This window comes from Acinetobacter sp. YH12046, from assembly GCF_013419905.1.
GTDB lineage: Bacteria > Pseudomonadota > Gammaproteobacteria > Pseudomonadales > Moraxellaceae > Acinetobacter.
This window is the reverse complement of the sequence record NZ_VOZF01000028.1, coordinates 12,011-37,482: the sequence shown is the minus strand read 5'-3', so window position 1 is coordinate 37,482 and position 25,472 is coordinate 12,011. Positions and strand designations below refer to the sequence as shown.

Here is a 25,472-nt window from a genome sequence, read left to right as displayed (position 1 = left end):
AATGGAAAAATCTAAAAGGTATGTTTTACCGAAAAAAAGAAGTAGAAACTACCCACGAGTTGTGAAAGGGAAACCACAGAAATACCCAAAAAAATGCCAGTCAATCTCTTAACTGACTGGCATTACTGCAGTTGCAGGGCTTTTATATGGATTCACGTCAAGATTAAGCTTGAGTCGTAAAGTAATCTTCAGAGAAATTCATTACTACTTCACAACCGGCTTTCACTTTAGTGATACGCAGTGCAAGTTCAGGCAAGATGCGTTGCGTGAAATAACGCGCCAGTGCCAGTTTGTTTTGGTAGAACTCGCCATCTTTGTCTTTTGCAGCATTGGCAATGCGCGCAAACATATAAGAGAAGCTCAATAGGCCTACTGCATGTAGGTAATCAACCGCTGCAGCATTCGGGAATTCTGCATTTTCGCCAGCAGCTTCAAGCACAAACTGAGTCAATGATTCTACTTCAGTAGCTGCATCTAAAGTTGCATCTTTAATGAAGTTCAGGTCTGCATCTAACTGGTTCGCAAAGTCGCGGATTTCTTCGATGTATTCACCGATGTACGCACCGCCACATTTAATGGTTTTACGGCCGATTAAATCTTGTGACTGAACGCCATTGGTTCCTTCATAAATCTGTGAGATACGCAGGTCACGGATACATTGTTCCATACCCCATTCACGGATATAACCATGTCCACCAAAGACCATTTGTGCATCTAGGGTTGCTTGGAATGCAGTATCCGTCAGGTAAGCTTTCGCGATTGGTGTCAACAGAGCAACACGGTCATTGGCTTTTTTTACGGCTTCAGGATCAGTCGAGAACTTAGTAATATCCAGTTGTTGACCGACATACACCGCAAATGCACGCGATGCTTCGTTGTTCGCACGAACATTCAGCAACATACGACGTACATCACCATGTACTAAAATGCTGTCTGCCGGTTTAGCTGGTGATTGAGCACCAAGGGCACTACGACCCTGTAAACGATCTGTCGCATATTGCGCAGCATTTTGATAAGCAAATTCTGAAGCACCTAGGCCCTGGATGCCCATAGACAGACGTTCGTAGTTCATCATCACGAACATGGCGGCCAGACCTTCATTTTCTTTACCCACCAGGTAACCTTTGGCACCGTCAAAGTTCATTACACAAGTCGCAGATGCCTTGATCCCCATTTTGTGTTCGATTGAACCTGGACCAACCGGGTTACGTTCGCCAATTGAACCGTCTTCATTGACCAGGAACTTCGGTACGATGAATAGGGAAATACCGCGAGAGCCGGCAGGCGCATCAGGCGTTTTTGCCAGCACCAGGTGAATGATGTTTTCAGCAAGATCGTGGTCACCACCCGTGATAAAGATTTTGGTACCGGTAATGCTATACGTGCCATCTTCATTACGTTCAGCTTTGGTTTTGATAATACCCAGATCAGTACCGGCATGTGGCTCAGTTAAGCACATGGTGCCTGACCATTCACCAGAATAGATTTTAGGAAGATAGGTTTCTTTTTGCTCTTGAGATGCATAGCTGTTTAAAGCCATACCTGCACCCACAGAAAGAAGCGGGTAGAGCATGAAAGATGGGTTGGTTGCAAACAGCATTTCATCAGAAAGTACGGTAAGCATTTTCGGCATTTCCTGGCCGCCCCATTCTGCATCGGCACCCAGACCGATCCAGCCACCTTCAGCATATTGTTTGAATGCTTCTTTAAAGCCAGCAGGTGTGGTGACATTGCCATTTTCATATTTTGCGCCTTCTTCATCACCGGTACGGTTCAGAGGAAGCATGACGTTTTGCGCAAACTTCGCCATTTCTTCAAGAATGGCTTCTGCTGTGGCAGTATCCAAGTGGGCAAGATTTTCATTGGCCTGCCAGAACTGTTCTGCATTGAAAACATCATTCAGGATGAATTTCATGTCAGCAAGTGGCGCGTTATAAATTGGCATAGTATGTCACCTGTTTTATTGTTTAATTGGATTGTTTTGGCTCAGTCTAAAGCATTAAAAATCTGAATGTTAGACGACTAAAGGTTAATTCTGTAACTCTTTATAAAGAAAAAGGACTGCCTGAAAATGGCCGTCCTTTTTCTTATTATGCATTTAAAACTGCATCAGCTTAGAATGCGAAATGTTCAGCATCTAAAGACATAAGCGGTTCTACACCAGTTGCAATCACGTCAACGTGTGAACGAACACGTGGCAGGATTTTCTTGAAGTAGAAGCGTGCAGTCGTCAATTTAGCATTGTAGAAGTCTGCATCAGTGGTACCTGCAGCAAGAGTCTCTTGAGCAACCAGTGCCATACGAGCCCACAGGTAAGCCAGTGTTACATAACCAGAGAAGTACAGGTAATCTACTGCAGCTGCACCCACTTCTTCAGGGTTTTGCATCGCACGCATACCAATCTGCATGGTCAGGTCACCCCATTCTTTGTTCAATGCCGCAAGCGGTTCAACAAATTCTTTCATTGCAGAATTGTCTTTGTTCGCTTCCGCAAATTTGTGGATGATCTTAGTGAAGTCTTTCAACATCGCACCTTGAGTACCCAGTACTTTACGGCCTAACAGATCCAGTGCTTGAATCTCAGTCGTACCTTCGTACAGGCAGGCAATACGTGTATCACGTACGATTTGTTCCATGCCATGCTCAGAGATAAAGCCGTGACCACCGAAGACTTGAACACCATGTTTCGCAGCTTCAGAACCAGTTTCAGTCAGGAAGGCTTTTGCGATAGGTGTGAGCAGAGACAAGATGTTGTCTGCAAATTTACGGTCTGCTTCTTCCGGTGCATGTTCAACCACGTCAGCATATTGTGCTAACAGGTAAACTAGTGCACGACCACCTTCTGCATATGCTTTTTGCGTCAACAGCATATTACGTACCGCAGGATGCACAATAATTGGATCTGCTTCTTTTTCAGGTGCTTTAGGACCAGAAAGAGAGCGCATTGCCAGACGGTCTTTAGCATAAGTTAAAGCGCCTTGGAACGCCGCTTCAGATGCAGACAGACCTTGTACAGCAGTACCGATACGTGCAGTGTTCATGAAGGTGAACATGCAGTTCAGACCACGGTTTTCAGGACCGATCAGGAAGCCTTTGGCGTTATCGAAGTTGATGACACAAGTTGCGTTACCATGGATCCCCATTTTGTGTTCGATTGAACCACAACGTACGCCGTTACGCTCACCGATTGAACCGTCAGCATTCAGGTTGAATTTTGGTACGATGAACAGAGAAATACCTTTAGTACCTTTAGGCGCGCCAGGAAGACGAGCAAGTACGATATGGATAATGTTCTCTGCCATGTCGTGTTCACCAGCAGAGATAAAGATTTTCTCGCCAGAGATTGCATAGCTACCATCAGCTTGTGGTTCAGCTTTAGTGCGGATGATGCCGAGGTCAGAACCTGCATGAGATTCAGTTAGACACATGGTACCTGTCCATTCACCTGAAACCAGTTTAGGCAGGTAAGCGTCTTTTTGTTCTTGAGAACCGTGGTGTTCTAAAGTACGAACTGCACCATGAGATAGACCAGGGTACATACCCCATGCCCAGTTCGCAGTACCCACCATTTCAGAAAGAGTGATACCTAAAGAATTTGGTAAGCCTTGACCGCCGTATTGCTCTTCAGCAGAAAGAGAAGGGAAGCCTAGCTCGATGTATTTTTGGTACGCTTCTTTAAAGCCAGTCGGTGTTGTTACAACGCCGTCATTCCAGGTACAACCTTCACGGTCGCCGACCTGATTTAGAGGAGATAATTCATTTTCACAGAAGTCAGCTGCAGCTTCTAGGTACTGATCAACCAACTCACGGCTTACGTTTTCTTGAAACGCAGGAAGTTTTGCGTAATGTTCTTCAGCATTTAATAATTCGTGTAGAACGAATTGCATGTCACGTAAGGGCGCTTTGTATTGTGGCATATCGGTTTCCTCAATACTGGTTTAGACCAGCGTTATCATCCTAAATTAATTGAAACGTGCCTTCAGTGACACGTATTGCTATGAATCTAATCGTGCAACATCTTGCCCAGCCATACAAGCTTTCAGGCGGCTTTCTTGGTGACTATAAAGTCAAAGATTAATCTGCACAGAACAGTAAACATATTGACTGCAAAGACTTTTGTAGAAATTAGCAGAACATGAATGGTCAAAAGAGGACTGAGGAGTCAGCTATAAAAAAAAGGCACCCGAAGGTGCCTGAATTTGAAGGAATAAGAAACGTAGAAGAAGATTAAGATGCAGCTTTAGTCATCTTAATGGGTGCATTCGGCTGGAAGTGCACGATACATTGACCATCAATAGTTTGAGTACCCGCTTTCACTTGAACGGCCTTGCCGTGGGTTTGACCTTTACAAGCGTTGGCAAACGCAGTTTGTAGAGCCTGACGTTCTGATAAACGCTGATCATACTGTTTAACCATTTCTGCACGTTGACTATCCGTTAATGCTTCTCCACGGTTCATACCACCTCGGAATTCACCACGCATTGGACGATGTTCACCGCGCATACTACGGAATTCACCACGTTGACCTGTGATGCCTTTATGGTCAGGTTTGAAAGAAATCTTGCATTGCCCATCAATGGTTTTATCACCCGCCTTGATTTGGACTGCACTACCTACAGCTTTACCGTCACAGGCCTGTTGAATCTGTTTATGCAATTGCATGCGTTCTGCACGAGCGGCTTTGAATTGTTCGCGTTGCTCTGGAGTGAGACGATGCTGTTTTTGACCTTCATGATGTTTCATCATACGAGAATGATCTTTCTGCTCATTCACGTTGCTAGTAGATTGACAGGCGGTCAATGCACCCATCGATAAAATACTGGCACTGATTAAGGCGATTTTTGTCATTGCTTTCATGTTTTTACCCCATTCAAGAGCTGATTCTTTTTGATGAGTAAAGATTAAATAATAAAGATGAAGAAACAATGGAGAGTTTTTTAAGTCTGTGTTCGCTACAATAATGAATATAGAGAAGAAAAACTGAGATTTTTACTTTGAAGATTCGCCGTATTCCGATTGCATTACGTCTGTTTTTGACTGTTTTATTGACCACCCTGGTAATTACCACGGTGAGTCTGGGCGTATTGCACCTGAATATGCAGCGCAACTTTACCCGCTATGTGGCGGATGTAGAAATGCAGAAGCTGGATCATGTAATCGAGAATCTGGCTGATGTCTATACGGTATATGAAGACTGGGGTAACGCCATTCAGGCGCAGATTCTGCAAATTGAAGGTGAAGCTGCACCGGATGATTATGACCGTTTATCGCGCTGGTGGTTGCGGCGTCAGTATGATATTGCCTTACAGCAGCGTTACTTTCAGGAGCAGACCTTAGCCACTGTAGCGCCTTCAAGTATGGTTGAACCAAATCTGACATCGCGTTCAGTCAATGAAGAAGAATTGCGTATTCTGGCATCTAACCTGCCTTCACAATTCCAGCCCTTTGAAGGTTTAAGATTTCCACTTAGTTCCAATCAGAACCTGTTTAGAACCGACCGTAAAGACAATAATGGCGGTCAACAGTCAGTTCAGCCGCCTACCGGCAAGAAGCAGTTCATCCAGATGCCAGACCGTCTGGGTCTAAGTTCACGCCTGTCACTCTATGATGCCAAACGGCGTTTTGTAGTAGGTGAGGCGTCAGATGAGCAGATTTCCTATCGTCCAATTATGGTCGAAAACCAGGTGGTCGGTTATCTCGGTTTGAAACCGGTTTTAGACCAAGATGATGCTTTAAGTATTAATTTCTTTAGTAATCAGAAACGTTACCTATTTTTAGTTTATGGTTTAAGTATTCTAGCCAGTCTGATTGCTGCATTATTACTGGCAACTTATTTTAAAAAACCGATTCAGCGTTTGTTGAACGGAACACGTGAATTGACTCGTGGTAATTATCAGCATCAGGTGAAAGTGAAACGTAATGATGAGCTGGGTGATCTGTCTAATGAGCTGAATCAACTGGCCGTGATTTTGGATCAGCATGAAACTTCACGCCGTCAGTGGGTAGCAGATACCTCACATGAACTGAAAACTCCGCTGGCAGTCTTGCAGGCACAAATTGAAGCGATGCAGGATGGAATCCGTAAACCGACACCAGAGCATTTTGCGTCGATGTTGGCACAGGTAACCAGCCTGAAAAAACTGACTCAGGACTTGGCAGCTCTAGCGCAGGCTGATGCCCAGCAATTACAGTTTTACTATGCAACTGTAAATCCATGGGAGGTGGTGCAGCAGGAATTAATGAACTTCCAGCCTAAATTTGAACAGGCTGATCTGAAAGTGACTATTGAAGGTGACGGTGCTGAAGTCGAGCTGGATCTGGACCGTTTCAAGCAGATTGTAGCTAACCTGCTTAGCAACAGTATCCGTTATACAGAAGCCGGTGGTCAGGTACATATCCATACCGAACAGAATGAGAAAGAATGGACTTTATATGTCGATGACAGTCCATTCGGTTTGACTGATGAGCAGCTGGCCCGCATTGGTGAGCGTTTCTATCGTGTTGATGATTCGCGTACCCGTGCCACCGGTGGGACAGGCTTGGGTCTGGCCTTATCTTGTAAAATTACTCAGGCTATGGGTGGTAGCTTAAGCTTTGCACATTCACCATTAGGTGGTTTACGATGCAAACTGAGCTTTCCTAAACAAATGAAACCATAAAGGAAAATATATTCATGAAACATATTATGCTGGTTGAAGACGAAGTCGAACTTGCCCTGTTGGTGCGAGATTATCTAGAGGCTGCTGGTTTTGAAGTCAGCGTGTTTCATGATGGGCAAGAAGCATATAACAGTTTTACCCAGCGTAAACCGAGCCTGATGATCCTGGACTTGATGGTGCCGCGTATGGATGGTCTGACCATTTGCCGTAAAGTACGTGAGCAATCAGACTTGCCGATCATTATGGTGACTGCGCGTACTGAAGAAATTGACCGTGTACTGGGCTTGAATATGGGCGCGGATGACTATATCTGCAAGCCATTTAGTCCAAAAGAACTGGTTGCCCGTGTGCAAGCCGTATTACGCCGTTTAGACCGTAAAGCTGAGCCGGAAAGCAATGATCTATTCCGTATGGATAAATCACAACAGCGTATCTGGTACCAGCAAAAAGCCTTGAACCTGACACCGACTGAATTCCGTTTGCTGGAGCTGTTCCTAGAACATGTCGGCCAGGTGTATTCACGTGCACAGCTACTTGATCATATCAATCCGGACAGTTTTGATGTGGCAGACCGTGTGATTGATAGTCATATCAAGAACCTGCGTCGCAAAATTTCAGATGCTGCAGAAACCGGAAATCGTCATGAATGGATTCAGGCCGTTTATGGTGTAGGGTATCGTTTTGAATATCCTGAAGACTGATATTCGAATTCGTTAAAGAAAAGCGGATAGACTTCTTGGTTTGTTCGCTTTTTTATTTCTGAAAATGATCAATATAAGAGAGCCAAAATAATGAAAATCATCATTCGGGATGAACGGCTAGAAGATATTCTAGCCATTGCTAAATTGACCCGAGCGGCTTTTCAAAATACTGACCATTCAAGTCATACTGAACAATTTATTGTCAATGCTTTGCGCACGCATGGGCAGTTAACGATTTCTCTAGTTGCACTTGAAAATAATCAGCTGGTAGGCCATGTGGCTATTTCACCTGTCACTATCTCTTCAGGTGAAACTGGCTGGTACGGTCTTGGCCCAATTTCGGTATTACCTGCAAAACAAGGACAGGGAATCGGCACTTTACTTATACGGGTAGCTTTAGATCGCCTGCAACAGTTGGGGGCTCAAGGATGTGTAGTGCTCGGTGATCCTCAATATTATGGTCGTTTCGGGTTTAAGGCTTTTCCAGAACTTTACCTAAAGGATGTTCCACCAGAATATTTTCAAGTCATTGCATTTAATGGATCTATTCCACATGGAGAAGCGGTTTACCATGAGGCGTTTAATGCGACGCAATAATCCATCAAAAAAGAACTATTTCTATTTAGAAATTATGAAGTTTTAAAATATAAATACCTTTTTACTAGCATCCATTATGAAATCAATTATTTATATTTCTTTTTATCTTAGTAGATAAAAAAATAAAAGTTTAATAATTAATAACTTAAATTTATGTATTAGTTGATTAGTTGGAGACCCGCTACAATTCGGTTTTTTATTCATCATGAGAGCGTGTCTTGGAGAGTGAAGCACCGCAACTACAGCGCCGTTTAAAGAACCGTCATATCCAGCTGATTGCTATGGGCGGGGCCATTGGAACCGGATTATTCTTGGGGTCCGCACAGATTATTCAGTCCGCAGGACCTTCCATTATTCTGGGCTATTTGATTGGTGGTTTGATTGCATTCCTGATTATGCGCCAGTTAGGTGAGATGATTGTGCATGAGCCTGTGACTGGTTCATTCAGTTATTTTGCATTTAAATACTGGGGTAAATTTCCAGGCTTTTTAACCGGCTGGAATTACTGGATTTTATATATTCTGGTCGCAATGACAGAGCTGACCGCCATTGGCAAATATATCAATTACTGGTGGCCACATATTCCAGCCTGGGTATCTGTACTCATTTTCTTTTTGGCGGTAACCCTTGCCAACCTAGCCAATGTCAAAATTTATGGTGAGTCTGAGTTCTGGCTATCGATGATTAAAGTCTTTGCCATCATTGCAATGATTATCTTTGGCATATATTTGCTCCTCACTGCTGATGCAACCTCAACTGCTTCGATCAGCAATTTATGGATTCATGGTGGATTTTTTCCGAATGGCTTTGATGGGCTGTTTTATATGCTCGCCTTTATGATGTTTGCCTTTGGCGGCATTGAGCTGATTAGTATGGCAGCGGCAGAAACCGAAAATCCTGGCAAGAACATTCCACGTGCCGTGAATCAAACTGTGATTCGGGTATTTTTATTTTATATCTGCTCGCTTGCCGTATTACTTTCACTCGTACCATGGAATCAGCTGAATTTAGGCGATTTAGATCATAGTCCATTTGTAATGATTTTCAGCCAGATGGGGATTGAATGGGCTGCACATTTACTGAATTTCATTATTTTAACTGCTTCACTTTCAGTCTGTAATAGTGGCATGTATGCCAATAGCCGTATGTTGATGGGGCTGGCTCAACAAGGGAATGCACCGCAATTATTTAAGAGCGTGAATAAACATGGTGTGCCTGTGGCAGCGGTATTGTTTTCGGCATTTCTGATCTTTGGCTGTGTGATCCTGAATTACTTTGTGCCTGAAAAAGCTTTGAGTTACCTGATTTATATTGTAGTAGCAGCTGCGGTATTGAACTGGATGATGATCAGTTTGATTCATTTGAAATTTAGACAAACCATCAAACGAAAGGGGATTCAAACCAGATTCCCAGCGATCTTTGCGCCGTTTAGTAACTATTTTGTTTTAGCTTTTATGCTGATGATTTTATACATCATGTGGACGCAAGGCTTTATGTTGTCAGTGTTGATGTTGCCGGTGTGGATTGCGGTGTTGTTTGGCGTGTTTAAGTTTCTGAATAAAAGAAATGCTTAAGCCTAAAATCTCCAATCAGAAGAAGCCCGACCAGAAATGATTGGGCTTTTTTCATATTGTCGCAATATCTAAAGCTTTTAGATGAGTTAAGGTTTATTTTGATCTTAGTGGCAGAATATACTGAATACAGTCTTTAAGGTCATTTCCCAATAAAGGAAAGATGGTCCAAGCATGAAGCAGTTGCTGTTTATGAAAACCTGTTTTTTCTAATACTTGTCTTGACGCTAAATGTTCAGTAGCACAAAAGGTTTCAATTTTCGTTAGTTTTTGGCTTTGTTTTAGAAATTGGATTACCGAAGTCATCGCTTCACACATCAAACCTTGTCTCTGATAAGAAGTTCCAAGCCCGAAGTGAATTTCCCCAATGTCATGCCTTTGTATAAAGATCAAAATACCTATGGGTTGCTGAGTTAAATGATCTGCAATAATCCACATAAACTCAGGATCTGAGTTTTCCCACTTTTGCCTTGCCCAGTTTTCTATAGTTTGTCGAGTTTGAGTTTGGTTCTGATGTGGATGTCTTTGCAAATATTTTGAAGCTGCTAGATCGCTGAAATAGTTTTGAAATAAATTGATTTCATCACCACAGTGGTAGGAGCGGAGAATTAAACGCTTTGTCTTTAATGTTATTGGCTTGATCTTAGTCATCGGTGGTATCTGCACTTATTTTTCTAATGTTCGTAATAAGTCAATTCGTACTTTTTCTGCTTTCTTTAATTTCAATATTACTAATTCATAAGAATTCTGTACTAGATCCTCAACCAGAGATTCATCCAGTTCATTATCTTCATACACTGAAATCCAGTGTTGTTTATTCATATGCCAGCCAGCATGGATATAAGAATAAATATCTCGCAGCATAGCAGCATGATCAGGCGCTACTTTTAAATTAATGACAGCTTTGCCTTGAAGATAAAACTGAAGCATAAAGACTTTATCTAGCACTTTGAATACATCACAACCTTCACCGAAAGGCTGAGTCACAGTGACTTCAGGTAAACTTATCGCTATCTGTGTTGAGATTTGATGTAGGGTCATAAGTTGTGAATAAACTGAAATAAAACTGTGGATAATGCTTAAATTATCCACAGTTTTTGGTCGTCTTATGAATAAATTAAGATGAACAACTCACCATGACTTCAGGCACATCACTCGGCAATGGTCCTAGATCTTCAGGGTGTTCCAGATCTGGCTGTTTTAAATAAGGCTGACTTAATAATTTAAACAGGCGATCGACTTCGGAAAAGTCATCCCGCTCAGCTAGTTCAATGGCTTTCTGTGCCATATGATTGCGCAGGATATAGTGTGAATTGACGAGTTGCATGGCGGCATCTAATTCTCCAGTATCCTGATGTTCGCGGATCGCTTCATATTGAGTCAGGAATGCTTCAAACTGACGGCGATCCAAACAATCATCCTTGATTGCTTCATATTCATGATTCTGCAGGCGAATAAAGCTTTGCGTATAGTCGAGTTGCTCGCTTTGTAAGATTCTGAGAAAAGCCATGGCGCAGTCAAAGCTGTCTTTGTGAAAACTCGGTAAGCCCATTTTCTGGTTTAGGCCATGCTTATAATGTTCCAGGAAGGTCGGTTCATAATGTTCCAGACAATGGGCCAGATCCTGTTTCCATTGTTCTTCATCATAGTTTTCAGGACATAATGGAATCAGGTTATTCAGCCACATCCACAAGTTCCAGTGGCCGATGCTTGGTTGCTGCTGATAAGTATAACGACCCTGATAATCCGAGTGGTTATTAATCCAGTTGGGACGGAAACGTTCCATAAAGCCATAAGGGCCAAAGTCTAGCGTTGAACCGGTAATATTCAGGTTGTCGGTGTTCATGACACCATGCGCAAATCCGACCAGTTGCCATTTGGCAATCATGACTGCTGTGCGCTGAATGACTTGAGTAGCAAATGCCAGAATAGGCTGTTCTGCTTGCAGACATTGCGGATAATGCCATTCCATACATTTTTGTGTGAATACAGGCAGCAAGTCTGGCTGATACTGATTGATCCATTCAAAATGTCCAAACCGGATATGACAGTCAGATGTTCGTAATAGCATTGCGCCCGGTTCCAGTTTTTCACGCTGTACACCTTGAGCGGAAGAGGTAAAACCAACCGCATTACTGGATTCCACACCTAGCGCATTTAAGGTATGTCCGGCCAGATATTCCCGAATCACCGAACGTAAGACTGCACGACCATCTCCCATACGTGAATAAGGCGTTGCACCAGCACCTTTTAAATGCAGATCAATGGTCTGATGATCTTTATCCAGAATCTGAGCGATCAATAAACCACGTCCATCACCCAGTTGTCCTGCCCATTGTCCAAACTGATGGCCGGCATAAACCATGGCCAAAGGTTCAAATTCGGCAAAGGTTTTTTGACCACTACAGATTTCGATCCATTGTGCTTTATCTTCCTCAGACCATTGCAGTTGCTCAGCAAGCGCAGCATTAAAATGTCCCGCTTTAGCACCTTTTAAAGGCAGTGGGGGTTGATGATGATAAAGGCGAGGAGGGAGAGTTTGATATCGGGAATTAAAATACATGGCAGTTAAAATATTTAGGCAATATAAGCAATATAACAAAGATCTTTGTTTAAAACTGTTGTAAAAGGGAAGTATAAGTAAGATAGGCAGAAATAAAAAAAGCCCCTGATTTCAGGAGCTTTTTTGAGAATTCAAGTCTTATTAAGAGACAGGCGCTTTTTTCAAATTGCGTACTAAAAGATTCAGTGTTTCACGATGATGGGAAAGACGCTGTTCAACCAGCTGGAATTCAACTTTAAGCTTGTCATCCATCTGGTGAATCTTTTCTGCCACAGCAGCCTTTTTCACCTGAATTTCCTGTTCTTTCAGTTTGGCCCAGTCATTCAATGTTTGAGTAAAGGCTTCATATTCCTGAGCGATTTTACTTTTCACATTGATAATGTCTTCATTGACATTATGACCATATACCGCCAGATCCTGCTCAGCATATTTAAACTTCATTGCCAGTTCAGCTTTTTTGATATTAAAGCTTGGAATGCGGCGCAGATTTTTAGCCAGACCCAGTTTAGAGCAAGTCCAGATTAACCATTTGGTTGGGTCATATTGCCACCATTTTACGCCATTACGGTAATCGTACTGGAAGATGTGATGGTAGTTATGATAACCCTCACCCCAAGTTGCAATTGCTAACCAGAAGTTGTCACGTGCAGTGTTTTCATCCGTATAAGGACGTGAACCCCACATATGGCACAGTGAGTTAATGAAGAAGGTCACGTGATGGCTCAGGATTAAACGAACCAGACCACCCAATAATAATACACCCCAGACATCGCCTACAGCCCAGCCGATTGGCAAGAGAATCGCAGCGTGTACTGCAATTACTAAAGGCACATAGTATTTGTGCTGGAACATAACGACTTTGTCGTTTTGCAGGTCTGGTGCATTTTTGTAGTTTGGTTCTGCAGCAGGATAGTCACGCAGCATCCAGCCCAGGTGCGCATACCAGAAGCCGTTATTAATTGAATATGGGTCTTTTTCCACGTCATCGACATGACGGTGATGGGTACGGTGACCTGAACCCCAGTACAGAATACTGTTCTGCACGGCAAAGGTACCCATGATCATTAAAATGATTTTTAAAGGTAAAGTCGCTTCATAAGCACGATGTGCCCAAAGACGATGATAGCCCGCTGTAATCCCCAGGCTGCTAACGCCGAGCAAAACAAACATACTGATCCAAGCGGCAAGGCTAAAATCATGGTGATACGCATATAACGGAATCGCGATAACAGCTACAATGGGTAAAACTACCAGAGCAAACACAGCGACCCAGTTAATTGGGGCTTGAGGTAGGGGAGCATTCATCTCCAACAGCACTCCTGGAACCTGGGAAGGTATAACAAAAAGCAGAGGCCGCTATTGTTTATTTTAACAGCGGTTAAGTCATTCATATTAGCACGCCCCCCTAGGGCATCACTAGCATTATTGTACGGTTGTATTGTACTTATCGGTAACAGAATAAGTAGGATGAAAACTACCATTTTCACGAGCTAGACAGGCTCTGATTTCCGAGTAAATCACTGAGATTTTTGAAGCTTTTAATCAAATTTATTTTATGAAAATGAGTCAAATGAATGTTCATTTTTTCTACTAGATTGCAGAGAAATAAATTTGTAAGCAAACCCATAACCTAAGGTTAAACAAGATTACAGACAGGTATTCTTCTTTAAATGATTTTTCAAGGCTTAAAGAAAAATAATCTTTATATAGAATCTTGCATTTTGGGTCATTTAAAGATGTTGCATCATTAACTTCGGATAATCCGTAATAAGACCCTGAATACCCCAGTCGCGTAATTCTTTGGCACGATTAACATCATTTACGGTCCAGACGCTGATGGTGAGTTTGGCAGCTTGTGTGGCTTGAATAATATCTTTGCTGGCCAGCTCATTCATCCAGCCAATCTGACAACAGCCAAGTTCTAAAGCTTGATCAATTGCCTGATATTTCACATCTGTTTCAATCAGAAGGCCGCGTTTTAAACTGGAATTTTGCTGTTGCAAAGCCTGATGGATTTTAGGATCAAAACTGGTAATCACGACTGACTGCTCATAACCCTGTAACTGCTGTTCAAGCTCAAGCGTGATTTTTTCAGCATCGGCCTGGCTCGCTACACTTTTGACTTCAACTTCAATATGGTCAAAGTTATGAATCACGGTTAAGGTCTGATCCAGCATAGGAGTGGCTTCGACCTTGTTCCATTCTGACCATTTTACTGCGTGATTATATTGACTGAGATCCTGACGGTTACATTCGTAGAGGGGCTTTTGCAAACCGGTAGTGCGTACAAAATTATCATCATGCATGATGATCAGGGCATTGTCTTTAAGCTGGCGTACGTCAAATTCGACTGCGCGAATCCCGATATCCTGAATATATTGAAAACCGCCTAGTGTATTTTCAGGTGCTTCCCCACGCGCACCGCGATGTCCAATTATGCGCATGCTGCGATAACCTGAAGAAGTGAAGATGAAAACATAATGATGAAGAGTTGTGACAGGAGTATTGCAATATTCTGCGCCTGAAACACTTTGTTGCAAATACTGTTGGCGCAGAATTTTCCGTGCAATTTAATACATTTTAGCGGATTTATTGATCAATGGTTTCGTTGATATTTTTTTGCCATAACACCTCAGAACCACCTTCAACACGTTGCAAGGTGCGTGAAGCCACAAACAGCCAGTCAGATAGGCGATTTAATAGCTGCAGGGAAGTCGCCTGAATATTCTGGTCGCGTGAGTGAACTGACATCACGCTGCGCTCTGCACGACGGCACACGGCACGGGCTTGATGAGCAAAACTGCAAACTAAAGTACCCGCAGGCAAAATAAAATCTTTCAGCATCGGCAAAGCTTCATTCATACGATCGATGTCATTTTCCAGAAAATCAATCGAGACTGGTTGAACCAGGTTAAAGCCAGGGATACACACTTCACCACCCAGATCAAACAACCAGTGCTGGATCAGGCTTAAAGATTTATCCCAAGTCGCTTTATCCTGAATGCTGCTTGCCGCGATTTGTGCACGTAAAACCCCAATGATGGCATTCAGTTCGTCGACATCACCCAGCGCTATGATACGCAAATCATCTTTGGCTACACGTGAACCATCACCCAGTCCGGTAGTGCCCGAATCGCCTGTGCGCGTGTAAATTTTACTTAAACGGTGACCCATGAGAGTTCCTTAAATGATTAAATGCTGTAAATAAAAAGAATCATGCCATAGGCATGACATGATTCTCAAAAGTATTTATTTAGATTGGCTGGTTCTAGTATTTGAAAGTGACACCAGCGGAAGCCAGACGGCCACCATTGATATAGTATTGGTCGCCCGCACTATGCACAGTTTTGTATTTCACATCACCGATATTTTCAATATTGGTAAAGAGCTTCACGGTTGGATTGATATTCCAGTAAGCATTCAGGTTGACACGTGCATAGCCTGGAATGTCACGAGCAAAATCTTTGGCTTTTGATTTCGCAACCAATGCTGCACTTAGACCATAATCGGCATTTTGCAGACCTGTGGAAACAGTGAAGGACTGACGCGGACGACGCAGCAGCTCGGTATTCTGTTTGCTATCTTCAGTCTTGACGTATGTGTAACCGGCATTAATGAAGAATTGATCTTTTTTCCATTGTGCCGTTAATTCACCACCTGTCATTTTGGCTTCATCAATATTCTGGTTTTGATAGACAGGGAAGGTGTTGACCCAGTCACCGTCACAAGTGCTGATACAGGTTGAATTGATCAGGTGATCGACTTCCGTATGAAAAGCTGATGCGCCAACCAGAATATTGAATGGTAATTTTTGATCAATTCCCAGTTCATAAGAAATACTTTCTTCAGGTTTGAGCTGATCATTGCCGCCAAAGGCATACATATCATTTAAAGTGGGTGCCTTGAAAGCTGAACCGATATTGGTATAAATGCTGGTATTCGGAAGCAGCTGATAACGAATCCCGCCTTGTGCCACCGTATGCGTACCAAATTTTTCATTATCTTCGACACGCAGACCGAGTTGGGTACTGAAACCATGATTCTGGTATTGATGCTGGAGGTAATAACCGGTTGAATTGATATCTTCATCAAGTGCTTGAGTCTTGGCATCTGTATTACGCTGGGTCAGACCTAATAAAACATTCTGTGCCGGGCTAAAATTCCATTTACCATAGATTTCAGCTTCTTGTGTCGTGCTGTGCACAAAGCTGTTAGATGTCACTTGATTCAAGTCATCTTTAAATTGGGAAAGTCGTGCATGAATGGCCGTGGTTTCAGTAGGATGGATCTGGCCTTTTAAATTGACGATTTCATTTTTGAAATTCTGGCTGGAAAAGGCACCCCAATCGCTATATTGGCCATTTCCTGAATTCTGGCTGTAATCTAGAGATGCAGCATAACGCTCTTTTTCAACACCGAATTTTGCACTATAGCCTTTCTGGTCATAGCTATAGTCACGGCTGTCATTCATGTTGAATACGGGAGTGCCATCAGTTTCTAAAATCTGGCCACGAATCTGTGCATAGATTCCGTCTTCTGTGAGGTCTGCACCGACCAGTGATTTATAAGTCTGGTTTTCACCCATCTCGCCAGATACAAAAGCACCGGTTTTTTCAGGTGTTTTGGTGACGAACTGAATTACACCACCAATCGCATCTGTCCCATACAGCACGGATGCGGGACCTTTTAATATTTCAATCTGCTTGAGGTCTGTAGTATCCAGAAACGGAATAGAAGCTGCACCGGTAGTTGCGGTATTTAAACGAACGCCGTCACGTAAAACCAAAGCTTGATTGGAGTTAGTCCCGCGTAAGAACAGAGAAGTTTGCTGGCCATACCCACCTGACTGCACCACATTTATGCTGGGATCTGTTTGTAATAAATCCGGAAGAGCCTTAATCGGTGATTGCTCAAGAACAGCCGGTTCAATAATCGCAATCCGGGCTGGCACATTTTCAATTTTTTCTTCAGATCGGGTAGCGGTCACCACAATGGTATCTAAAGCTGCTTGTGCAACTTTTTGCTCTGCAGCATGAACTGCTGAGGAAAAACCCAACGCAAGTGCGATCGCACCTACCAAGGTAGTAGGTTGAAATGGAATAGACATGAGATGTGCTCCATACATTCACTCCCCGTGAATGATTGAGTTAAAGAACACAACAAGCAGGTATCCGGACTTAAATGCAGTATTGAAACATACTTACTTATCCACCTTCCCACATATTGATGCAGTGGTGTAAATCCTGAGGATTTATAAAGACAAGCTTTTCATTTTTTACCGTTGCGGGGGCAGCGTTGGATTTGCACCAACTTCCCTAAAGCCTTAAGGCCTTGACTCGTTGCAAATTGTGGCAAGTATAAAGTCTGCTTATGACTTAAACAATCAAGATCAAGAATAATCCGTATGAACTTTACGCAAGATCGATGATTTGCATTACAATGATTCACCCCAATCTCATAGATTACTTGATATCTTGGTAAATCAGAGCCAACACTATATGCGAACCCGTGCCAAAATCTGTGGAATCACCCGAGTTGAAGATGTCCAAGCTGTTGCTGATGCCGGCTGTGATGCCATTGGATTCGTGTTCTATTCACCGAGCCCACGTAGCGTGACTCAGGCACAGGCTGAAGTGCTGGTCAAAGCAGTGCCAGCTTATATTCAAGTGGTGGGCTTATTTGTTAATAGTACGGCAGATGACATCCAGGATATTTTAAAAACTGTTCCGCTGGATATTCTGCAGTTTCATGGTGATGAAAGCCCTGAACAATGTCAGGTTATCGCAAAGCAGGTTGGGCGTCGCTGGTATAAAGCGATTCAGGTCAAACCTGATCTGGACGTAGTCGCTGAGATTCAACGTTATCAGACAGCAGGGGCCAGCGCAGTACTGTTAGACGCATGGCATCCTGATTTAAAAGGTGGTACCGGCCACAGCTTTGACTGGAGCACCTTTCCTCAATTAGATATTCCCTTGATCCTGGCTGGGGGCTTAAACCCGGACAATATCGAGCAAGCAATTCACACCACACAGGCTTATGCTGTTGATGTTAGTGGTGGTGTCGAATCCGCAAAAGGTATAAAAGACCAACAACTCATAGAACGCTTTATGCAAGGAGTCCATCGTGGATCAGCAAAGTACTAATCACAACAAGCCCGTGATTGACTATACTCAATTCCCGGATGAGCGTGGACATTTCGGTATCCATGGCGGGCGTTTTGTGTCAGAAACTCTGATGGCGGCTTTACAAGATCTGGAAAAGCTTTATTTCCGCATGAAAGATGATGAACAGTTTCTGGCAGAATTCGACCGTGATCTAGCCTACTACGTAGGTCGTCCTAGTCCTTTATATCATGCTGAACGATGGTCAAAAGAGTTGGGTGGTGCGCAAATTTACTTGAAACGTGAAGATCTGAACCATACTGGCTCACATAAAGTAAATAACACAATTGGTCAGGCTTTACTGGCTAAACTTTCAGGCAAAAAACGCATTATTGCAGAAACTGGTGCCGGTCAGCATGGTGTAGCAACGGCAACCATCGCAGCACGTTTGGGCCTTGAATGTGTGGTGTTCATGGGTGCTGAAGACGTGAAACGTCAGGCGATGAACGTTTACCGTATGCGTCTGCTGGGTGCAACAGTTGTCCCTGTAGAAAGTGGCTCTAAAACATTAAAAGATGCCATGAACGAGGCAATGCGTGACTGGGTCACCAATGTTGACTCAACTTATTATGTGATTGGTACCGTGGCAGGTCCACATCCATATCCACAATTGGTTCGTGACTTCCAGTCCATCATTGGCCGTGAAGCACGCCGTCAGATTCAGGAACAGGCAGGTCGCCTTCCAGATGCATTGGTTGCTTGTGTGGGTGGTGGTTCAAATGCAATGGGCTTGTTCTATCCATTCCTGAACGATCAGGATGTGAAAATGTATGGTGTTGAAGCGGCAGGTTTAGGGATCGAAACTGGCAAGCACTCTGCACCACTGAATGCGGGTCACGTCGGTGTGCTGCATGGTAACCGTACTTATCTGATGTCTGATAAAGAAGGCCAGATCATTGAAACGCATTCGATTTCTGCCGGTCTGGATTATCCGGGTGTAGGGCCGGAACACAGCTTCCTGAAAGATATGGAACGCGTGAACTACGTGCCGATCAATGATCAGGAAGCGTTACAAGGTTTCCGTGACCTGACCAAGATCGAAGGGATCATTCCTGCGCTTGAAAGTTCACATGCGATGGCTTATGTCACTAAACTTGCACCAACCATGGACAAGGATCAAATCATTATTGCGACCGTTTCTGGTCGTGGTGATAAAGATTTGATGACCGTTGCCCGTATTGATGGCGTGGAAATGGTTGAGATGTAAAATCTCCCCCAGCCCCTCTTTTCAAAGAGAGGAGAAAAACCCTCCTTTCTAAAAGGGGGGAGGGTGGAATAAGAAAAATCGTGTTGAAGCCATTTAGCACGATTTTTTTATTTTTATAGGTAGGAAAATTTTTAAAGATTAAGAGGAAGAAGCAATCTGGCTAAAAATGGGATAAAAATTTATTCAAGTTGTGGATAAAAAGCAAAAAATCCGTTTCTCATTCAGAAAACTAAAATGGTTATTTTAAGCAGAATTGGCCGGAAGAGCTGACGAACGGTTTTAAAAAATTCTTTATCAAATCTCAATAATCGGCATAATAGCTCCAAGCAAAAATAGTTTTTGATTGAGATGGAATGTCTTAATGGATTTAATTCAGGAAAATGGACAACCACGTTACGGACGTTTCAAGGAAATTCCAAAAAGTATTGATTACCATGCGTACCAGTACAAAAATCCCTATGGCGATGTACTCAAGGGATGGCGTAAACAACTAAAATATAAAAAATTTAAATTCTGTAGTATTCAACACGAGCATTATACGATTGGCCTTGCAATTGCGGATATCGCTTGGGCCGGGCACAGTTTTTTCTATATCTATAACCATAGCACCAATGAAGTGCAGGAATGGAATGCGATCAATTTCTTCTCGCGCAATACGGTGCTAGATGAACAGCCATTGTTTAATCATAGTTATTTTCACAAATCTCCCTTTCAGATTGATATCCAGCATGCCAATGGGGTACGTTATATTCATGTGACCAAATATGGTGAAATCAAGCTTAGTGCCCGAATTTTTTGTGCAGGTACAGATCCGCTGAGTATGTGCAGTCCGACCGGAATCAATGGCTGGACCTATACCCAGAAATTGACCACTTTGGGTTGTGAAGGTTATTTCGTAAATAAGCAGGGTGAAACCATCCAGTTTAATGAGCGCACCTTCGCCTCTCTGGATGATACCTGCGGCTTTTTGCGTCCTGAAACTGCCTGGTTCTGGCTATCTTGTAATTTCTGGGATACCAATCGTAACCGTATCGGGATCAATCTCGCTTCCGGTGTCAATGAAAGCTTTGGTAATGAAAACTGTTTGTGGGTAAATGGCAAAATTTATCCTGTGGCGGATGTGTTATTTCAGCAGGAATCTGACGAACGCTGGAACATCCAGTCATTGGATGGCTGCTTGAACCTGAATGTATACACAGGCTGGCGCCGTTATGAAAATCTGAATCTGCGTCTGGTCGGCAGCCAGTTTAGCCAGTGGCAAGCAAAAGTATCCGGTACTATCCGACAAGATGGCCAAGATATTGTACTGGTTAATGAATATGGACTTTTAGAACAGCACTATGCCAAATGGTAATTCATTTTTCTAACTTCTAAATCTAAAAAAGCCTTCAATCTCGAAGGCTTTTGATTTCGAGGTTTAATCTTCTGCAGCTTGCCAGAAGGCTTCTCCTGCCTGAATCGGGTCGCCGGTTTCTGCCAGCGTTTTTACCCAAACCTCATATTGAGCAATCACTGGGTGCTGGGATGGATGGAAATCCTTTTTAAACCAGTCACGATACTGTTTACCCATACGAGTCAGAGTCCCTTTTTTGCCAAAGAACCAAGGTAAGCCCCGGATATTCATTTGCAAGCGTTGCAGCGGACTAAAGCCATCATGTTTAAGCATGACATTGGCACGGTAAATGGTAAAACCAAACATCAGCAAAGTCGTAATGAGCAAAGTATATTGACGCAGCCATTCTGGCGTTTTTGCCACATCTTTCATCACATCAAAAGCAACATCACGATGTTCCATTTCCTCAATCGCATGCCAGGCAAACATGGCGCGAACAAAAGGATGGGCATTTCTTAAAGTATCTTTTTGTCCATAAAAAGTTTCAGCCATCAACGCGGTCAAATGTTCCGCGGCTGCAGTGACTGCAATATTGTACTCAGGTGAACGGTTCTTCAGGTCATAGTTCATCATGTAATTCAGACGCTGAATAAACTGATCGACCGGCATGCCTTGTTCCCGCATCAGGTTATTCATCTTGTCATGGGCAATGCCATGCTGGGCTTCTTGACGGATAAAATCCGCTACCCGTTTTTGTAGATCTGGATCTTTGATCTGGTCGCGGAACAGACGCACACTCTGAATGAAATAACGTTCACCATCTGGAAAGGTCAGACTCAGTGCATCAAACATACGGGTCAGGAATGGATCGCCACCAAACCAGTAACGCGGAATTTCACTCAGCTTAAAATCAAGATTACTGCGTACCACAGGCTGTACGGAAGATTTTAAAGGTGCGTTCATCTGCTTTCATTCTTTTTCTGAAGATGCTGACAGTATGTTCAGAATTGCACAAATTGTTTTGACAGATATGGCCAATTTTTATACATTTTACGCCAGAGAAAAATAAAATATACATTCGCAGCGGAGACAGGGACGCGCTCATGCAGGACATCAAAATCTCCAATGGCTATATCCAGCTATGGGCCACCTATTTACGTAGCTTAAATATAGAACCTTTAACCGCAAAGTTTCTTACAGATCTACGACCTCAGCTCAGTGGACTGATTGATCAGCCTTTTGATGCGCAAGTTCCGCTGGATTTTCTCAATAGCATCCTGTTAAGAACCCAAAAACAGCTAGCATGTCCACAGTTAATTTTTGAAATTGTGCGGTGCATTCGGCCAGAACATTTTGGTGTACTGGGCTATATGGTATCCAAAAGCAGCAGTATTCCTGAGATCATCGGCTATATCATGCGTTTTCAACGACTGGTCATTGATGGGAGTGAGTTTGTCCCATTGCAACTGAGACAGCATGCACAGAGTATTGAGTTATATTGGGTCTATCAGGATGAGCGTTATAACCTGCTGAATGAGCTGACCATCGCGGCCATGGTGCAATTGGGGCGTTTTATTTTGCAGGATCATCCTTTGCTCTTGCGTCGGGTGCGTTTTGCCCATGCTCCTGAAATTGCCCGAATTCATTATCAGAAATTCTATGCTGCGGAAGTGCAGTTTTCACAGCAGGATTATGGCTTCGAACTGGATATACAGGGACTGAACCTGAAATCGGAACAGGCCGATCCAATGCTATTACAGTTATTGATTCGTCAGGCTGAAGAAGCGATTGCAGCCAAACCGCCTGTGGAAAGTATTTTGAGCCAAGCCCAAAAAGTGGTTGCGGAGCATCTAAGAAGCAGACAGCAGGCCATTAAAATTGAACAGCTGGCCGAGCAACTGTTTGTATCGACCCGCACTTTGCAACGTCAATTAAATGAACAGGGTATTTCTTTTAAAAAACTGTTGGAACAGGAAAGGATCAAGCGCTGTGAAAGTTTATTGCATCAGCCCCTAAGCCTGACCGAGATCGCTCAGCAACTGGATTATTCTGACCAGTCGGCTTTGGCCCGTGCTTATAAGGCGGCAACAGGCAGGACTTTATTGCAATATAGAAAACAATTAAAACAGGATCAGGCATAAAAAAATGGCCGTCATTGGCCGCTTTATCTCATGACTTAATTTAAGCTGTTTTTAATTTAGGGTATCGGAAAGCAATTGCGATCACCGCAAATATTGCCAGAATCCAGCAATAATACACGCCCCCGATTAGCTCGACAGGAGAAAGTTTGGCAATTGAACAGGCCAGTAATAATTGTGCGCCATAAGGAATCAGGCCCTGTACCACACAGGAGAAAATATCCATCAGGGCGGCGGCACGTTTTGGATCAACCCCGTATTCTTTCGCCACTTCACGGGCCATATCACCAGCCAGAATAATCGCGACAGTGTTATTTGCCACAAACAGATTGGAAAATACGACCAAGAAACTGATCCCGATTTCACCGGCACGTTGACGGCCCACTTTAAATAAGCGAGTCAGCGCGTAGATGCGTTCGATCAGCCAGCGTAAACCACCTTCACGTTGCATGATCGCAGACAGGCCACCCAGGAACATGGATAACAATGCCACTTCAAACATGCCGACAAAGCCATCATAAATGGAAGTGTTCAGCTTGAGGATATTGAAATCTGGCGTAGCAAATAGCCCGAATAAACCCGATAACACGACACCGATGGTTAAAACCGCCAGAACATGCAGGCGGCTAAAAGCCAGTAAAAAGACCGCAATATAAGGCAGGACCAGGATCCAGTTAAAGTCCTTGTATTCTACTGGACTGGAACTGCCAGCATTGAAGATATAGATCAAAATCGTGACGATGGAAGCCGGCACAGCAATCCAGACATTGACGCTGAATTTGTCACGTAACTGAACTTTCTGGCTGCTGGTTGCGGCAATGGTGGTGTCGGAAATCATGGACAGGTTATCACCGAACATCGCTCCACCGACCACGGCGCCAATTGCATAAACTACCGGAATCTCGGTCACTTGTGCAAAGCCAAAGGCAATCGGTGCACAGGCGGCAATGGTTCCCATAGAGGTACCCATCGCCGTCGCAATAAATGCCGAGATCACAAAAAGCATTGGTAACACAAAGCTTGGAGGAATGACAGACAGGCCCATTTGTACGGTGGCATCAACACTGCCAATGGCACTGCTAACACTGGCAAAAGCACCGGCCAGCATAAACACCATGAACATCAGGATCAGGTTGGGATGGCTGGCACCTTTAAGAAATTCTTCAATACCCTGATTGAGTTTGCCACGATACACTAATGCAGCCAAGATAATCGCGGGCAGGGCAGCAACAGGCGCTTTAATCTGATAAAACGCAAATTCAGTTCCGATCAAAGAATGATAGATCCCGCTACCTAAAAAGATGGTTAAAAATACAATAAGCGGCAGCAGTGCAATGGCGCGTGCCTGCACTGTACCTTCAGAGTCAGTCTGCATAGGAGATAAAAAAATAAGAGAATGGGGCTAGTATAAAACAGGTTTTGCAATTTCAGAAAACTTTAAATGAATGCGCTAACATCTGCATTTTTATTAATTTTTCCATGATAAAAATAAGTTTATCTAAATATTCAACATTTTAGGGAATGCCAAAATTAGGCATCTTTGATCATTGAGAAAAAAATCAAAATAATCGTAAATAGATCCCTTCGGGTTGTTCTGAAATCCTCGCACAGGAAATGAAATGCCAGAGGTCGATGTTGCACACTGTTCAATGTACAAAAAATAGCGTTACAATGCGATGTCTTGTATTTCTACATAGTCAATGTCTCAAGTTTGAAACACCTTAAGGAAAGCTCAGCCCTATGTCACGTTTAGCCACACGATTTGGACAACTTAAATCTCAACAGCGTAAAGCTTTAGTTTCTTATGTTATGGCTGGTGACCCGCATCCAGAGGTAACCGTACCTTTGCTGCACCAGATGGTGGACGCTGGCGTCGACGTGATTGAACTGGGTCTTCCTTTCTCAGATCCAATGGCAGATGGTCCGGTGATTGCTCTGGCCGCTGAACGCGCGCTGGCCGGTGGCACTAATACCTTGGATGCCCTGCACATGGTGAAAGAATTTCGCTTGAAAGACCGCGAAACACCAGTGGTACTCATGGGTTATCTCAATCCGGTTGAAGTCATTGGCTATGAAAAGTTTGTGGCTTATGCCTATGAATGCGGTGTCGACGGCGTGCTTCTGGTCGATCTTCCTCCTGAAGAAGCTCAAGATTTGGGGCAGGTGCTGGAAAAATATGAAATGGATCAGATTTTCCTGTTGGCTCCGACCTCAACTGATGAGCGTATTCAGCATGTAGTGAAACAGGCCAGTGGCTTTATTTACTATGTGTCGTTGAAAGGTGTGACGGGTGCTGCGACATTGGATGTATCTGAAGCCGCTGCACGTATTCAGAAAATTAAGGCAGAGACAGATGTTCCTGTAGGCGTGGGTTTTGGTATCAGTGATGCTGCATCTGCGAAAGCGATGGGTGTTGCTGCCGATGCAGTTATTGTGGGAAGTGCGTTTGTAAAACAGTTTGCAACCCTCGCGCCAGAACAAGCCGTTATTGCGACGGTGAATAAAGTCAAGGAGCTTCGAGCAGCGCTCGATGAGTTATAGT

General features: G+C 43.5%; 21 protein-coding genes and 1 riboswitch. Of the genes, 9 read left to right on the top strand and 12 right to left on the bottom strand.

Annotation, left to right across the window (positions count from 1 at the left end; genetic code table 11):
* Positions 1-163: 163 nt before the first annotated feature.
* The 3 genes from FTU03_RS13205 to FTU03_RS13195 all read right to left on the bottom strand — a co-directional run bounded on the left by FTU03_RS13205 (position 164) and on the right by FTU03_RS13195 (position 4,857).
* Entirely contained in the window at positions 164-1,945 is a 1,782-nt protein-coding gene (locus FTU03_RS13205; protein WP_005232064.1) for an acyl-CoA dehydrogenase C-terminal domain-containing protein, read from the bottom strand.
* A 169-nt stretch (positions 1,946-2,114) separates the two neighbouring features.
* Complete coding sequence (locus FTU03_RS13200) at positions 2,115-3,917, bottom strand: acyl-CoA dehydrogenase C-terminal domain-containing protein (RefSeq protein WP_179993263.1); 1,803 nt, start codon at positions 3,915-3,917, stop codon at positions 2,115-2,117.
* 310 nt (positions 3,918-4,227) lie between these two features.
* Complete coding sequence (locus FTU03_RS13195) at positions 4,228-4,857, bottom strand: hypothetical protein (RefSeq protein WP_179993262.1); 630 nt, start codon at positions 4,855-4,857, stop codon at positions 4,228-4,230.
* A gap of 137 nt (positions 4,858-4,994) precedes the next feature.
* Here FTU03_RS13195 and baeS point away from each other — a divergent pair, with 137 nt between their 5' ends.
* From baeS to FTU03_RS13175, 4 genes are all read left to right on the top strand, one after another.
* Positions 4,995-6,659, top strand: a complete 1,665-nt coding sequence (gene baeS / locus FTU03_RS13190; RefSeq protein WP_179993261.1) for a sensor histidine kinase efflux regulator BaeS — start codon at positions 4,995-4,997, stop codon at positions 6,657-6,659.
* Between the two features lie 14 nt (positions 6,660-6,673).
* Positions 6,674-7,360: a response regulator gene (locus tag FTU03_RS13185; RefSeq protein WP_034704234.1), complete on the top strand. Its 687-nt coding sequence runs from the start codon at positions 6,674-6,676 to the stop codon at positions 7,358-7,360.
* Positions 7,361-7,450: 90 nt separating this feature from the next.
* A complete protein-coding gene (locus FTU03_RS13180; protein WP_166135954.1) occupies positions 7,451-7,957 on the top strand; it encodes a GNAT family N-acetyltransferase in 507 nt (168 codons plus the stop codon).
* Between the two features lie 218 nt (positions 7,958-8,175).
* Entirely contained in the window at positions 8,176-9,531 is a 1,356-nt protein-coding gene (locus FTU03_RS13175; protein ID WP_179993260.1) for an amino acid permease, read from the top strand.
* 93 nt (positions 9,532-9,624) lie between these two features.
* On the opposite strand, the gene FTU03_RS13170 is transcribed toward FTU03_RS13175, so the two are convergent.
* The 7 genes from FTU03_RS13170 to FTU03_RS13140 all read right to left on the bottom strand — a co-directional run bounded on the left by FTU03_RS13170 (position 9,625) and on the right by FTU03_RS13140 (position 17,198).
* Positions 9,625-10,179: a GNAT family N-acetyltransferase gene (locus tag FTU03_RS13170; protein WP_179993259.1), complete on the bottom strand. Its 555-nt coding sequence runs from the start codon at positions 10,177-10,179 to the stop codon at positions 9,625-9,627.
* Positions 10,180-10,194: 15 nt separating this feature from the next.
* The gene (locus FTU03_RS13165) at positions 10,195-10,569 is read right to left on the bottom strand and encodes an MmcQ/YjbR family DNA-binding protein (protein ID WP_179993264.1); all 375 of its coding nucleotides are present in this window, start codon (positions 10,567-10,569) and stop codon (positions 10,195-10,197) included.
* Positions 10,570-10,645: 76 nt separating this feature from the next.
* Positions 10,646-12,091, bottom strand: a complete 1,446-nt coding sequence (locus FTU03_RS13160) for a YdiU family protein (protein WP_179993258.1) — start codon at positions 12,089-12,091, stop codon at positions 10,646-10,648.
* Between the two features lie 141 nt (positions 12,092-12,232).
* Positions 12,233-13,396 (bottom strand): acyl-CoA desaturase, encoded by a 1,164-nt coding sequence (locus FTU03_RS13155; RefSeq protein ID WP_179993257.1) that lies wholly within the window; start codon positions 13,394-13,396, stop codon positions 12,233-12,235.
* Positions 13,397-13,821: 425 nt separating this feature from the next.
* Entirely contained in the window at positions 13,822-14,535 is a 714-nt protein-coding gene (locus FTU03_RS13150) for a glycerophosphodiester phosphodiesterase (protein WP_179993256.1), read from the bottom strand.
* A gap of 145 nt (positions 14,536-14,680) precedes the next feature.
* Positions 14,681-15,265 carry a cob(I)yrinic acid a,c-diamide adenosyltransferase gene (locus FTU03_RS13145; RefSeq protein WP_179993255.1) on the bottom strand — a complete coding sequence of 195 codons (585 nt, stop codon included), beginning with the start codon at positions 15,263-15,265 and terminating at the stop codon, positions 14,681-14,683.
* A 94-nt stretch (positions 15,266-15,359) separates the two neighbouring features.
* Complete coding sequence (locus FTU03_RS13140) at positions 15,360-17,198, bottom strand: TonB-dependent siderophore receptor (protein WP_179993254.1); 1,839 nt, start codon at positions 17,196-17,198, stop codon at positions 15,360-15,362.
* Positions 17,199-17,235: 37 nt separating this feature from the next.
* Positions 17,236-17,446: riboswitch (cobalamin riboswitch) on the bottom strand.
* Positions 17,447-17,589: 143 nt separating this feature from the next.
* Here FTU03_RS13140 and FTU03_RS13135 point away from each other — a divergent pair.
* The 3 genes from FTU03_RS13135 to FTU03_RS13125 all read left to right on the top strand — a co-directional run bounded on the left by FTU03_RS13135 (position 17,590) and on the right by FTU03_RS13125 (position 20,813).
* Positions 17,590-18,234 carry a phosphoribosylanthranilate isomerase gene (locus FTU03_RS13135; RefSeq protein WP_166139520.1) on the top strand — a complete coding sequence of 215 codons (645 nt, stop codon included), beginning with the start codon at positions 17,590-17,592 and terminating at the stop codon, positions 18,232-18,234.
* Positions 18,215-19,459 carry a tryptophan synthase subunit beta gene (trpB, locus tag FTU03_RS13130; protein WP_004782182.1) on the top strand — a complete coding sequence of 415 codons (1,245 nt, stop codon included), beginning with the start codon at positions 18,215-18,217 and terminating at the stop codon, positions 19,457-19,459. The genes FTU03_RS13135 and trpB overlap by 20 nt, the downstream gene beginning before the upstream one ends.
* 361 nt (positions 19,460-19,820) lie before the next feature.
* A complete protein-coding gene (locus FTU03_RS13125; protein WP_179993253.1) occupies positions 19,821-20,813 on the top strand; it encodes a DUF2804 domain-containing protein in 993 nt (330 codons plus the stop codon).
* A 63-nt stretch (positions 20,814-20,876) separates the two neighbouring features.
* On the opposite strand, the gene FTU03_RS13120 is transcribed toward FTU03_RS13125, so the two are convergent.
* On the bottom strand, positions 20,877-21,755 hold the full coding sequence (locus tag FTU03_RS13120) for a metal-dependent hydrolase (protein ID WP_179993252.1): 879 nt from the start codon (positions 21,753-21,755) through the stop codon (positions 20,877-20,879).
* Between the two features lie 140 nt (positions 21,756-21,895).
* Between FTU03_RS13120 and FTU03_RS13115 the strand changes: the two genes are divergently transcribed.
* Positions 21,896-22,933 (top strand): AraC family transcriptional regulator, encoded by a 1,038-nt coding sequence (locus FTU03_RS13115; RefSeq protein WP_179993251.1) that lies wholly within the window; start codon positions 21,896-21,898, stop codon positions 22,931-22,933.
* A gap of 40 nt (positions 22,934-22,973) precedes the next feature.
* On the opposite strand, the gene FTU03_RS13110 is transcribed toward FTU03_RS13115, so the two are convergent.
* Entirely contained in the window at positions 22,974-24,305 is a 1,332-nt protein-coding gene (locus FTU03_RS13110; protein WP_179993250.1) for a Na+/H+ antiporter NhaC family protein, read from the bottom strand.
* A 365-nt stretch (positions 24,306-24,670) separates the two neighbouring features.
* On the opposite strand from FTU03_RS13110, the gene trpA reads away from it, so the two are divergent.
* Entirely contained in the window at positions 24,671-25,471 is an 801-nt protein-coding gene (gene trpA / locus FTU03_RS13105) for a tryptophan synthase subunit alpha (protein ID WP_004782187.1), read from the top strand.
* Position 25,472 lies beyond the last annotated feature (1 nt).